The organism is Sediminibacter sp. Hel_I_10, assembly GCF_000688335.1.
GTDB lineage: Bacteria > Bacteroidota > Bacteroidia > Flavobacteriales > Flavobacteriaceae > Psychroserpens.
Genome location: NZ_JHZX01000001.1, coordinates 3,241,882 through 3,254,675, shown reverse-complemented (window position 1 = coordinate 3,254,675; position 12,794 = coordinate 3,241,882). Strand labels below are relative to the sequence as shown.

8 protein-coding genes are annotated in these 12,794 nt (G+C 38.1%); all 8 read left to right on the top strand.

Features of this window, described 5'->3' with window-relative positions:
• The first annotated feature begins 13 nt into the window (after nucleotides 1–13).
• Entirely contained in the window at nucleotides 14–1,228 is a 1,215-nt protein-coding gene (locus tag P176_RS0114560; RefSeq protein ID WP_026755393.1) for an RsmB/NOP family class I SAM-dependent RNA methyltransferase, read from the top strand.
• Between the two features lie 13 nt (nucleotides 1,229–1,241).
• Nucleotides 1,242–2,249, top strand: coding sequence for an endonuclease (locus P176_RS19565; RefSeq protein ID WP_051605515.1), 1,008 nt, complete (start codon nucleotides 1,242–1,244; stop codon nucleotides 2,247–2,249).
• Nucleotides 2,250–2,408: 159 nt separating this feature from the next.
• The gene (gene purL, locus P176_RS0114550) at nucleotides 2,409–6,104 is read left to right on the top strand and encodes a phosphoribosylformylglycinamidine synthase (protein ID WP_026755392.1); all 3,696 of its coding nucleotides are present in this window, start codon (nucleotides 2,409–2,411) and stop codon (nucleotides 6,102–6,104) included.
• Between the two features lie 120 nt (nucleotides 6,105–6,224).
• Nucleotides 6,225–7,994, top strand: a complete 1,770-nt coding sequence (locus tag P176_RS0114545; protein ID WP_026755391.1) for a long-chain fatty acid--CoA ligase — start codon at nucleotides 6,225–6,227, stop codon at nucleotides 7,992–7,994.
• A 197-nt stretch (nucleotides 7,995–8,191) separates the two neighbouring features.
• Nucleotides 8,192–8,647 carry a MarR family winged helix-turn-helix transcriptional regulator gene (locus P176_RS0114540; RefSeq protein WP_026755390.1) on the top strand — a complete coding sequence of 152 codons (456 nt, stop codon included), beginning with the start codon at nucleotides 8,192–8,194 and terminating at the stop codon, nucleotides 8,645–8,647.
• A 1-nt stretch (nucleotide 8,648) separates the two neighbouring features.
• Nucleotides 8,649–11,057: a 3-hydroxyacyl-CoA dehydrogenase/enoyl-CoA hydratase family protein gene (locus P176_RS0114535; protein ID WP_026755389.1), complete on the top strand. Its 2,409-nt coding sequence runs from the start codon at nucleotides 8,649–8,651 to the stop codon at nucleotides 11,055–11,057.
• Between the two features lie 97 nt (nucleotides 11,058–11,154).
• Nucleotides 11,155–11,511 (top strand): four helix bundle protein, encoded by a 357-nt coding sequence (locus P176_RS0114530; protein WP_026755388.1) that lies wholly within the window; start codon nucleotides 11,155–11,157, stop codon nucleotides 11,509–11,511.
• A gap of 28 nt (nucleotides 11,512–11,539) precedes the next feature.
• A complete protein-coding gene (locus P176_RS0114525) occupies nucleotides 11,540–12,733 on the top strand; it encodes an acetyl-CoA C-acyltransferase (protein ID WP_026755387.1) in 1,194 nt (397 codons plus the stop codon).
• Nucleotides 12,734–12,794: the final 61 nt, after the last annotated feature.

Genomic DNA, 12,794 nt, shown 5'->3' with positions numbered 1-12,794 from the left:
TTAATTTTAGAAGATGAGATTACATAGAAATTTATGCTTTGCAGTGATTGATGGTTTAACCTTAATTTTTAATGAGGGTAACTATGCTGACAAAGTGATACAGCAACTACTTAAGAGAGATAAACGCTGGGGGAGTCGCGACCGTGGCTTTGTTGCCGAAACGACTTATGAAATTGTACGTTGGAAGCGTCTTTATGCTGAAATAGCCGAAGTTAAAGAGCCTTTTGATAGAGATAATCTTTGGCGCATCTTTGCGGTTTGGGCAACACTAAAAGGGATTAAACTTCCAGACTGGAAATACTTTGAGCATACACCAACCCGAAGAATTAAAGGTCGTTTTGATGAACTTTCTCAAATAAGAAAATACCGAGAAGCTGTTCCAGATTGGATGGACGAACTTGGAGAAAAAGAACTTGGGGAAGAATTATGGACCAAAGAATTAGCAGCGCTTAATGAGCAAGCTGATGTTATATTGCGTGTAAATACCTTACAAACAACTAAGGAAAAACTATACGCTACCCTGTTTGATCAAAATCTAGATACTGAGCCTATTAAAGGTTACCCAAGTGCACTTAAGTTAAAAGAACGCGCCAATGTTTTTCAAACTGAAGAATTTAAAAACGGCCATTTTGAAGTACAAGATGCGTCGTCACAACTCGTGGCAGAGTTTTTGCAGGTTGAACCAGGAATGCGCGTTGTAGACGCTTGTGCAGGTGCTGGAGGAAAAGCACTTCACCTTGCTACATTGATGGAAAATAAAGGTCAAGTTTTAGCTTTAGACATTTATGGCAATAAGCTTAATGAGCTAAAGCGAAGAGCCAAAAGAAACGGAGCCTTCAATATTGAAACCAGAACAATTGAATCTACCAAAGTCATTAAAAAATTATATGATAAGGCAGATCGCGTTTTAATAGATGCACCATGCTCTGGATTGGGAGTTTTAAGACGAAATCCTGATGCGAAATGGAAGTTGGAGCCAGAATTTTTAGAAAAAATTAAAAAGACGCAGCAAGAAATTTTGCAACAATACTCTAGAATGGTAAAACCAGGAGGAAAAATGGTGTATGCCACCTGCTCAATTCTCCCTTCTGAAAACAGAGAACAAGTTGACATTTTCTTAACATCAGAGATGGGAAAAGAGTTTACCTTTGCGCGAGAAAATATCGTCTATGCTCATAAATCTGGTTTTGACGGATTTTATATGGCATTATTAGAAAAGAAGAATTAACAATTAATATATCATGAAACACTTTTACTTTATTGCTTTATTAACCTTCATTAGCATCAGTGCTTTTGCTCAACTGCAGGTACCTGTAGAGCTGCAAGATTATTATGACGCAACGTCATTTAGTATTTCAGACGGAGAACAACTAAAAGACTTTGTAGCAACAACTACAAACAATCAGCATACTAACATATTAAGTTATGGCCAACGTCATCAGTATCTTTATACTGCTGATGCCAACTTAGACGATGCCTCAGAAGTGGTGTTGATGTACTCAGGTGAAATTCGCAACGAGCAGGAATATTTATCTGGTAACAATACTTACCCAACACAAACTTTTAATACTGAACACGTATTCCCACAGTCGATGCTAGCTGACGGTATTTATGATGTTGCAAGAGCAGACCTTCACCATTTAAGAAGTTGTGATGTTCAAGTGAACAGCAATCGTGGCAACAAACCTTTTGCAAACAATACTTCAGGAGGAACTTATGAGAATTTAGGGAGCACTTGGTTTCCTGGAGATGATTGGAAAGGTGATGTCGCCAGAATGGTGATGTACATTAATCTTAAGTATAACGAGCCTTTTACAGATGTTGGAACACTTGATTTATTTATAGAATGGAATATTGAAGATCCCGTTTCAGATTTTGAAATCAATAGAAACGAAGTTATTGCAGATGCACAAGGAAACAGAAATCCATTTATTGACAACCCATATTTAGCAACTGTTTTTTGGGGTGGTGCTGATGCTGAAAACAGATGGGAAACATTGTCTGTAAACAGTCAAGAAGAGAACAATATTAGCATGTTTCCTAATCCTGCAAAAGGAAATACCGTAACTATATTATCTAAAGACAGCATTACAGTAGCGGTTTTTGATGTATTAGGCAAAAAAGTACTTTCAAAAACAATGACTACTAATCAGAAAAAACTAGACATCTCCACTTTAAATGCTGGAGTTTATATTGTAAGGTTGAGCTCTAAAAAAGGCGCTATCACTAAAAAATTGATTAGACAATAAGTTTTTCAAAACTGAAAATTTCAAATCCCGACTTGTTCGGGATTTTTTTTATGTTCAAAAGTTAAGGATAACTGTTAAGAAACCGATGTTTAAAAAGCGCAATTTTCATCTAAAAAAAGTAAATTTGTGCTTCGCTCATTTTATATAACTACACTTATAATGATTCACTTCTTCGGAAACCAAAACAGTAAAATTTTTGCTGTTCAAGCCACAAAAGAATTTACAACCGAGACCATTTCAAAATTGGAATGGCTCTTTGGAAACCAACCTAAGCTAGAACAGTCCGCCGTGGCGGATTTTTTTATTGGTCCGCGTGCAGCTATGATCACTCCATGGAGTACAAATGCCGTCGAGATTACTCAAAATATGGGTATTGACGGGATCATAAGAATAGAGGAATTTCAATCTGTAAAAGCCGATTTCACCGATTTTGATCCGATGATTTCAGAAAAATTCAGCGTTTTAACCCAAGATACGTTTACCATTAGCGTTCAACCAGAACCCATTCTTCAAATAGAGGATATTTCCGCATACAACAACCAGGAAGGACTCTCATTAAGCGATGAGGAAGTTGACTATTTAGAGAGTGTTTCAAAAAGAATTGGCAGACCATTGACAGACTCTGAGGTGTTTGGCTTTTCACAAGTCAATTCGGAGCATTGCCGACATAAGATTTTTAACGGCACTTTTGTAATCGATGGAGAAGAAAAACCAAATTCTCTTTTCAAACTTATTAAAGAAACTTCTAAGCAAAACCCAAATACTATTGTTTCTGCTTATAAAGATAATGTGGCTTTCATTAAAGGCCCAAGAGCCCAGCAGTTTGCACCACAACGAGCAGACGTTCCTGATTTTTATCAAACAGAAGATTTTGAGTCGGTCATTTCTCTTAAAGCCGAAACCCATAATTTCCCAACCACTGTAGAGCCTTTTAATGGTGCTGCTACGGGATCTGGTGGCGAAATTAGGGATCGTCTTGCGGGAGGAAAAGGATCTTTACCTTTAGCCGGAACTGCGGTTTACATGACCTCCTACTCTAGACTAGAGAAAAATAAACCTTGGGAAAATGCTTTTGAAGCACGTGAATGGCTTTACCAAACGCCATTAGACATTCTGATAAAAGCGAGTAATGGTGCTTCAGATTTTGGAAACAAATTTGGCCAACCGCTTATTTGTGGTTCTGTGCTCACATTTGAACACAATGAGCAGGATGATGCTTCAACTGAAAGCAACGCTTCGCCTAGAAAATTGGGCTATGACAAGGTCATTATGCAAGCTGGCGGTATTGGCTATGGTAAATTAGATCAAGCCATAAAAGCGGTTCCCGAAGAAGGTGACAAAATTGTAGTTCTTGGTGGTGACAACTACAGAATTGGTATGGGTGGTGCTGCAGTGTCATCAGCAGATACAGGAGCTTTTGCTTCTGGTATTGAGCTTAATGCCGTGCAACGCTCTAATCCTGAAATGCAAAAGCGTGCAGCAAACGTCATTAGAGGGATGGTAGAAAGTAAGGAGAACCAGATTATATCTATTCATGATCATGGTGCTGGCGGACATTTAAACTGTCTGTCAGAACTTATAGAAGATACTGGTGGCCATATTGATTTAGACAAATTACCGGTAGGAGACCCCACCCTTTCAGATAAAGAAATTATTGGTAATGAATCCCAAGAACGTATGGGACTTCTCATTGCCGAAAAACATTTAAAACACATTAGCGATATTGCAGAGCGCGAACGTTCTCCTCTATACACCGTCGGAAATGTAACCAATGACAAGCACTTCTGTTTTGAGTCTGAGACCAAAGGGGTTAAACCTATGGATTTAGATTTAGAGGATATGTTTGGAAGTTCTCCAAAAACTGTGATGAACGATCAAACGGTTAAAAGATCTTATAGTGACGTCAATTACAATAGCAGCCAATTTTATAATTATTTAGACCAACTACTACAAATGGAAGCCGTAGCCTGTAAAGACTGGCTCACCAATAAGGTAGACCGTTGTGTTGGTGGCCGGGTTGCAAAACAACAGTGCGCTGGCCCATTGCAATTGCCTTTAAATAATGTAGGCGTTATGGCTCTCGATTTTAAAGGAAAAGAAGGCATTGCCACGTCTATTGGCCACGCTCCTATCGCCGGGTTAATTGATCCTGCGGCAGGTAGTCGGAATGCTATTGCAGAAGCGCTTACCAACATTATGTGGGCACCATTAGAAGAAGGTCTAAAAAGTGTATCCCTTTCGGCAAATTGGATGTGGCCTTGTAAAAATGAGGGTGAAGACGCTCGTTTATATGAAGCCGTAAAAGCCATCTCTGAGTTCGCCATTGATTTGGGCATCAATGTGCCTACAGGTAAAGATTCTTTATCTATGAAGCAAAAATATCCCGATGGTGATGTTATTTCTCCAGGCACAGTCATCATTTCTGCAGCAGGACACTGTAATGATATTACCAAAGTAGTAGAGCCTGTATTTAAGAAAAATGCCGGATCGATTTATTATATCAATCTCTCTCAAGACGACTTTAAATTAGGCGGAAGTAGCTTTGCACAAATTTTAAATAAAATTGGTAATGAAGCTCCTAATGTCAAAAGTGCAGCTTATGTGAGCACCGTTTTTAATACCGTTCAAAACTTAATTAAAGACAATCAAATTGTGGCAGGTCATGATGTTGCTTCTGGCGGACTCATAACCACCTTACTTGAAATGTGCTTTGCTGATACGAAATTAGGTGCCACTCTTAATATTTCAGCTTTAGGAGAAAAAGATGCTTTTAAAGTTCTCTTTGCCGAAAATGCAGGTATTGTATTTCAAGCCTTAGATGATTCTATAGAGCAGACGCTATCTGAAGCTGGTATTACGTTTTTCAATATAGGGAACGTCATGGAGAATGACGTGATGAGTATTATCAATGGAGAGGAAAGCCTCTCGATGACTGTTTCAGAGTTAAGAGATACGTGGTTTAAAACGTCTTACCTATTTGACCAAAAGCAAACGGCAAATGGTTTGGCTCAAGATCGCTATAATCATTATAAAAATCAGCCATTGGTTTATAAATTTCCGAAGCACTTTAATGGCACTTTAGCGGCGCTAGACCATAGGTCTAAAAGACCTAAGGCAGCCATCTTAAGAGAAAAAGGATCTAACTCTGAGCGCGAAATGGCTAATGCAATGTATTTAGCCGGTTTTGATGTTAAAGATGTACACATGACCGATTTAATTTCGGGCCGTGAAGATTTAAAAGACATTCAGTTTTTGGGCGCTGTGGGCGGTTTTTCTAATTCTGATGTTTTAGGCTCCGCTAAAGGTTGGGCGGGAGCTATTAAATACAACGCAAAAGCAAATAAAGTTATTAAAGACTTTTTTGATCGTGAAGATACCTTATCTATTGGGATTTGTAATGGTTGCCAGCTATTTATGGAGTTAGATTTGATAAATCCTGACCACGATGAGCACGGTAAAATGACCTATAATGATTCACATAAACATGAAAGTGGGTTTACTTCCGTAGAAATAAAAGAAAATAATTCTGTAATGCTATCTACCCTGGCAGGAACTAAATTAGGTGTTTGGATTTCGCACGGTGAAGGTAAGTTTCAACTTCCGAAGGAAGAGACAGATTATGACATTGTCGCTAAATATGGATATGCCGATTATCCAGCTAATCCAAATGGTTCTGATTATAACACAGCCATGTTATGTGATAAAACTGGACGTCATTTAGTAACCATGCCACATATTGAGCGCTCTACTTTTCCTTGGAATTGGGCACACTATCCTAATGACCGAAAAGAGGATGAAGTTTCGCCATGGTTAGAGGCTTTTGTGAATGCGAAGTTATGGGTCGAGAGTCACTAAAATTATCATAATTATAAAAAGACAAGGGGTATTTTCTTAAGATGCCCCTTTTTTATGCGCATATTTGAAAATCCCATTTAATTTCATACTTTGCAATACTTCTAACTTTCCAAATAACACATGACAGAAATAAAACGGCTTTTCGACTTTCCGTATTATCAACTAGAGCATAAACCTTCAGACTCAGCATTAGTTACTAAATATAATGGCAAATGGACGCCAATGTCTACACAAGAATATGTAGATAAGTCTAACGCCATAAGTCGAGCTCTTCTTAGACTCGGTGTTAAAAAAGACGATAAGATTGCAGTAATTTCCACCTCAAATAGAACAGAGTGGAACATCATGGATATTGGTGTGCTTCAATTAGGCGCTCAAAACATTCCTATTTATCCAACGATCTCTGCTGAAGATTATGAGTATGTTTTGAATCATAGTGAATCTATTTATTGCTTTGTTTCTGATGAAGAGGTTTTAAAAAAAGTACGAAAAGTACAATCTAGAACTAAAGTCAAAGAAGTATATTCTTTTGACCACATTGACGGTTGCAAGCATTATTCTGAATTGTTTGAACTAGGAAAAGATGAGAGCAATCAGCCAGAAGTTGAAGCTTGTAAAGACGTCGTAGATTCAAATGATTTAGCTACTATTATCTACACCTCTGGTACTACAGGTAAACCTAAGGGCGTCATGCTATCGCACTGGAACATTACCAGTAATGCTTTAGATAGTATCCCGAGATTACCGCTTATTGAAGGCGAAACCCGAATTCTTAGTTTTTTACCGATCTGCCATATTTTTGAGCGCGTACTCATTTATATTTATCAGCATGCAGGCACCAGTATTTATTACGCTGAAGCCATTGATAAAATAGGAGATAATGCCAAAGAGATTCACCCCAATCTTATGAGCGTAGTACCGCGTCTGCTTGAAAAGGTATACGATAAAATCTATGCGAAGGGCTCTGAACTTTCAGGAATCAAATACAAACTGTTTCATTGGGCCATAGCACTTGGAGAACAATGGAAACCTTATAAGGAAAATGGTGCTTGGTATGAGTTCAAATTAAAAATTGCCAGAAAACTTATTTTCAGTAAATGGCAAGAAGCCTTAGGAGGTGAACTTCACACAATGGTTTCTGGTAGTGCACCCTTGCAACCCAGATTAACGAGATTGTTTTGCGCGGCAGGCATGCAAGTCATGGAAGGCTACGGACTTACCGAAACGTCTCCCGTTGTTGCTGTTGGTATGTATAGCGATGCTCATTTTAGAGTTGGCACAGTTGGCAAACCGATAAGAAATGTTCAAGTAAAAATAGCCGATGATGGTGAAATTTTAATTAAGGGCCCTAACGTGATGTTGGGCTACTATAAAGATCCTATAAAAACTGCCGAGGTAATGTCTGGTGATTTCTTCCATTCGGGAGATAAAGGTGAGATAGATGCAGATGGATTTCTTAAAATTACCGGACGAAAAAAGGAAATGTTCAAGACCTCTGGTGGAAAATACGTGATCCCAACACTTTTAGAAAATGAGCTCAAACAATCCCGCTTTATAGAACAAATTATGGTTATTGGCGAAGGTGAAAAAATGCCGGCTGCTATCATTCAACCTAATTTTGAATTCATCCAGGACTGGATCAAGAAGAAACACAAAAACATAGGGACTTCTCCAGAGGAGATTGCTATGTCTCAAGAAGTCATTGATCGCATTCAGAAAGAAATAGACCGTTGCAATACCCACTTCGGAAAATGGGAACAAATCAAACGTTTTGAACTTACCAAAGACGCTTGGTCTATTGAAGGAGGACACCTTTCCCCTACCATGAAAATGAAACGAGACATTATTAAAGGAATCTATCAGGACCTATACGATAATATTTATCGATAAATTACAGCTCTAACACATTACTGAAGACCTTTCATTTCTTATAAATGAAAGGTCTTTTTTTTGTTCTAGGTATTAAAGATCACTAAAAGGGACCTTAAAATTTCTTTTATTTATTATGCATGCATAATAAATTTTCTTATATTTGAGTTATTAAATACTAATAGAATACCCGTTCATTTTCACGAGCGAGACTTCATATGAAAGATAAAACCATTGATTACATATTGCGTACCACATGGTTAGCAGTTAACAAAATGTATAATGAAGAGGCTGCTCAGTTTGAAACAACCATGGCTACTGGTTTTGCACTTTTGAGCATTGATCCGGAAGAAGGAACACCTTCAACGTCTTTGGGCCCTAAAATGGGAATGGAGGCTACAAGCCTTTCAAGAACCTTAAAGTCCATGGAAGCAAAAGGCCTCATTGAGCGCAAACCAAACCCTGAAGACGGACGTGGGGTATTGATCTATTTGACCGATTTTGGTAGAGAGAAACGTGAGTATTCCAAAGAGAAAGTTTTGACGTTTAACGAGGTGATTAAAGCTAATGTTTCCGAAGAAGAACTTAAAAATTTCTATAAAGTTTCCGAAGTCATCAATAACATGATCTCCAACAAACAAATTTATAAATCACAAGAACATACTTTAAAATAAGATGAGTAAACGAAGAATAAAAAAGATAGCCATTATTGGTTCCGGAATTATGGGAAGCGGTATTGCCTGTCATTTCGCAAGCATTGGTGTAGATGTCCTTTTATTGGACATAGTACCTAGAGAACTCAACGACCAAGAAAAAGCTAAGGGTCTAACCCTAGAAGATAAAGCGGTTAGAAATAGGATCGTTAATGATTCATTAACGGCTTCCTTGAAATCAAAACCCTCCCCTATTTATCACCAATCATTTGCCAGTAGAATCACAACAGGAAATCTTGAAGATGATATTTCTAAGGTTAAGGATGTTGATTGGATCATGGAAGTTGTGGTTGAGCGTTTAGACATTAAAAAACAAGTATTTGAAAAACTAGAGAAATACCGCACACCAGGTACATTGATTACCTCTAACACCTCTGGTATTCCTATAAAATTTATGAGTGAAGGGCGCAGTGAAGACTTTCAGAAGCATTTCTGCGGGACACACTTTTTTAATCCCGCACGATACCTGAAATTGTTTGAAATTATCCCTGGTCCTAATACAGATCAAGCAGTACTTGATTTTTTAAACGATTATGGCGAAAAGTTTTTAGGCAAAACATCTGTCGTTGCTAAAGATACTCCAGCATTTATAGGCAATCGTATTGGTATTTTTAGCATCATGAGCTTATTTCATGCTGTTAAGGATATGGACATGACGGTTGAGGAAGTGGATAAACTTACAGGTCCTGTGATAGGAAGACCAAAATCTGCAACGTTTAGAACCGTTGATGTGGTTGGCTTAGATACGTTGGTGCATGTTGCCAATGGTATTCATGATAACTGCAAAACAGATGAGCGTTTAGAGCTGTTTAAGCTTCCAGACTTTATCAATACCATGATGGAGAATAAATGGTTGGGCAGTAAAACTGGACAAGGTTTTTATAAAAAAATAAGAAAGGATGACGGTACTTCGGAAATTTTAACCCTAGACTTAAATTCCCTAGAATACAGATCTTCTAAAAAAGCGAATTTTGCTACTTTAGAACTGACTAAAACCATTGATAAAGTAGAAGATCGCTTTAAAGTTTTAGTTAATGGTAAAGATAAGGCCGGTGAGTTTTATAGAAAGACCTTTGCCGCTCTATTTGCTTACGTTACCCATAGAATTCCTGAAATCTCAGACGAACTTTATAAAATTGACGATGCCATGAAAGCTGGTTTCGGCTGGCAACACGGTCCGTTTCAAATCTGGGATACCATTGGCGTTGAGAAAGGTTTACAAATGATTAAAGACGAAGGCTACGAAGCAGCGTCATGGGTAAACGAGATGGTTGACAGTGGAGAAAATAGCTTTTATTCTGTTAAAAACGGGAACACCTATTTTTATGATATTCCTAAAAAATCAAAAGAAAAGATTCCTGGTCAAGATGCCTTTATAATTTTGGATAACATTCGAAAAACGAAAGAGGTTTTCAAAAATTCAGGAGTGGTCATAGAAGACATTGGTGATGGGATTCTAAACGTAGAATTTCAGTCAAAAATGAATACCATTGGCGGAGACGTTCTTTCAGGTATTAATAAAGGTATTGAACTAGCCGAAAAAGATTTTGCTGGATTGGTTGTAGGTAATCAAGCCGCTAACTTTTCAGTAGGAGCCAATATTGGGATGATCTTTATGATGGCTGCAGAGCAAGAATACGATGAGTTAAATGCTGCGATTAAGTATTTTCAAGATACCATGATGCGCATGCGTTACTCTTCAATCCCTACCGTAGCTGCACCACATGGCATGTCATTAGGCGGTGGTTGTGAATTGTCAATGCATGCTGACAAAGTGGTTGCGGCCGCAGAAACCTATATTGGTTTAGTGGAGTTTGGTGTTGGCGTAATCCCTGGAGGCGGCGGTTCTAAAGAAATGGCGCTAAGAGCTCAAGATAAGTTTGAAAAAGGCGATGTTCAACTCAATATTTTACAAGAGTACTTTTTAACTATTGCTATGGCTAAGGTATCTACCTCAGCTTATGAAGCTTTTGATTTGGGTATTTTACAAAAAGGAAAAGACGTCATTGTTGTTAATAAAGATAGACAAATAGCTGTTGCAAAATCTTATGCCAAACTAATGGCAGATGCCGGATATACCCAGCCTGTTAAACGTACTGATATTAAAGTCTTAGGCAAACAAGCCTTAGGGATGTTCATGGTTGGGACAGACTCTATGGAAGACAGCAATTACATTAGCGAACACGATAAGAAAATAGCAAACAAATTGGCCTATGTTATGGCAGGTGGAGACTTGTCTGAACCAGCCCTAGTCAGTGAGCAATATCTGTTGGATTTAGAACGCGAAGCATTTTTAAGTCTGTGTACAGAGCGTAAAACTTTAGAGCGCATTCAACATATGTTAAAAACAGGTAAGCCATTAAGAAACTAAATAGAATTATGTACTAAGTATGAAGTACATAGTTAGCACACAAGTAAAAACGAGTACATGCTGTAAAACAAGTGAAATTTTAATACTTATATAAATAATGCACAGGTTTGAAGATTTGAAAATATGGCAAAAAGCCATGGATATCACAGAAGACTGTTATCGAGTTACGGAAAATTTTCCTAAGAAAGAGACCTACGGACTAACTTCCCAAATAAGGAGATGTGCAGTTTCCATTCCTTCAAACATAGCTGAAGGTGCCGGTAGAAATACAAATGGTGAATTCAGGCAATTTTTAGGCATAGCCAACGGATCCTCATTTGAATTACTAACACAATTATACTTGTCAAAACGATTAAATTTAATAAATGAAGAAAAAGTGAGACCTATTGTACAAGAAGTGATTGAGGTCGCTAAAATGAATTATTCACTTCAAAAATCACTAAATAAGTCTTAATACTTGATACTAAAATCTTAATACCATTATGAGCAAACAAGCTTACATAGTTAAAGCATACAGAACGGCCGTAGGTAAAGCACCAAAAGGCGTGTTCCGATTTAAAAGAGCAGATGAGTTGGGTGCTGAAACCATCCAATACATGATGAAGGAATTGCCTAATCTAGACGTTAAACGTGTTGACGATGTGATTGTTGGTAATGCCATGCCAGAAGGAGCACAAGGATTAAATATGGCTCGTTTTATTTCTTTAATAGGACTAAACAGTGTAGATGTTCCTGGCGTAACCGTTAATAGGTTTTGTTCTTCAGGGATCGAAACCATAGGTATTGCCACTGCTAAAATTCAAGCAGGAATGGCAGACTGTATTATTGCAGGTGGATCAGAAAGCATGAGTTCGGTACCCATGACGGGCTTTAAGCCAGAGTTAAATTACAATACTGTAAAATCTGGTCATGAAGATTATTATTGGGGTATGGGAAATACTGCAGAAGCCGTTGCAAAACAATTTAAAGTGTCTCGCGAAGATCAGGATGAATTTGCATACCAATCGCACATGAAGGCCCTAAAAGCGCAATCTGAAAATCGTTTTCAAGATCAAATTGTTCCTATTGAAGTTGAGGAAACATTTATTGATACCAATGGAAAGAAAGCAACTAAAAATTATACAGTCAATAAAGATGAAGGCCCTCGTAAAGGGACAAGTCTTGAGGCACTTGCAAAACTTCGTCCTGTATTTGCGCAAGGAGGAAGTGTTACCGCAGGAAATTCATCCCAAATGAGTGATGGTGCGGCATTCGTAATGATCATGAGCGAAGCTATGGTCAAAGAACTTAATCTTGAGCCCGTAGCGCGATTGGTCAATTATGCCGCAGCAGGTGTAGAACCAAGAATTATGGGGATTGGTCCAGTAAAAGCAATTCCTAAAGCACTTAAGCAAGCTGGATTAAAACAATCAGACTTAGAGCTTATCGAGTTGAATGAGGCATTTGCTTCACAATCTCTTGCTGTAATTAGAGAACTTGGCTTAAACAAGGATATTGTTAATGTGAATGGAGGAGCCATTGCATTAGGTCACCCATTGGGATGTACTGGTGCAAAACTTTCGGTGCAACTCTTTGATGAAATGCGTAAACGCAATATGAGCGGCAGGTATGGCGCAGTAACCATGTGTGTGGGTACGGGTCAAGGTGCTTGTGGTGTGTTTGAGTTTCTAAGCTAAAGCATCCATCAAAGGAATCCATCAAAAACATGATATAATCAGAAACCAGAACAAATCTACA

What these genes read in the sequence shown, in the direction of transcription:
- P176_RS0114560 (WP_026755393.1), top strand. Translation starts at nt 14, where the DNA reads ATGAGATTACATAGAAATTTATGCTTTGCAGTGATTGATGGTTTAACC.
- P176_RS19565 (WP_051605515.1), top strand. Translation starts at nt 1,242, where the DNA reads ATGAAACACTTTTACTTTATTGCTTTATTAACCTTCATTAGCATCAGT.
- purL (WP_026755392.1), top strand. Translation starts at nt 2,409, where the DNA reads ATGATTCACTTCTTCGGAAACCAAAACAGTAAAATTTTTGCTGTTCAA.
- P176_RS0114545 (WP_026755391.1), top strand. Translation starts at nt 6,225, where the DNA reads ATGACAGAAATAAAACGGCTTTTCGACTTTCCGTATTATCAACTAGAG.
- P176_RS0114540 (WP_026755390.1), top strand. Translation starts at nt 8,192, where the DNA reads ATGAAAGATAAAACCATTGATTACATATTGCGTACCACATGGTTAGCA.
- P176_RS0114535 (WP_026755389.1), top strand. Translation starts at nt 8,649, where the DNA reads ATGAGTAAACGAAGAATAAAAAAGATAGCCATTATTGGTTCCGGAATT.
- P176_RS0114530 (WP_026755388.1), top strand. Translation starts at nt 11,155, where the DNA reads ATGCACAGGTTTGAAGATTTGAAAATATGGCAAAAAGCCATGGATATC.
- P176_RS0114525 (WP_026755387.1), top strand. Translation starts at nt 11,540, where the DNA reads ATGAGCAAACAAGCTTACATAGTTAAAGCATACAGAACGGCCGTAGGT.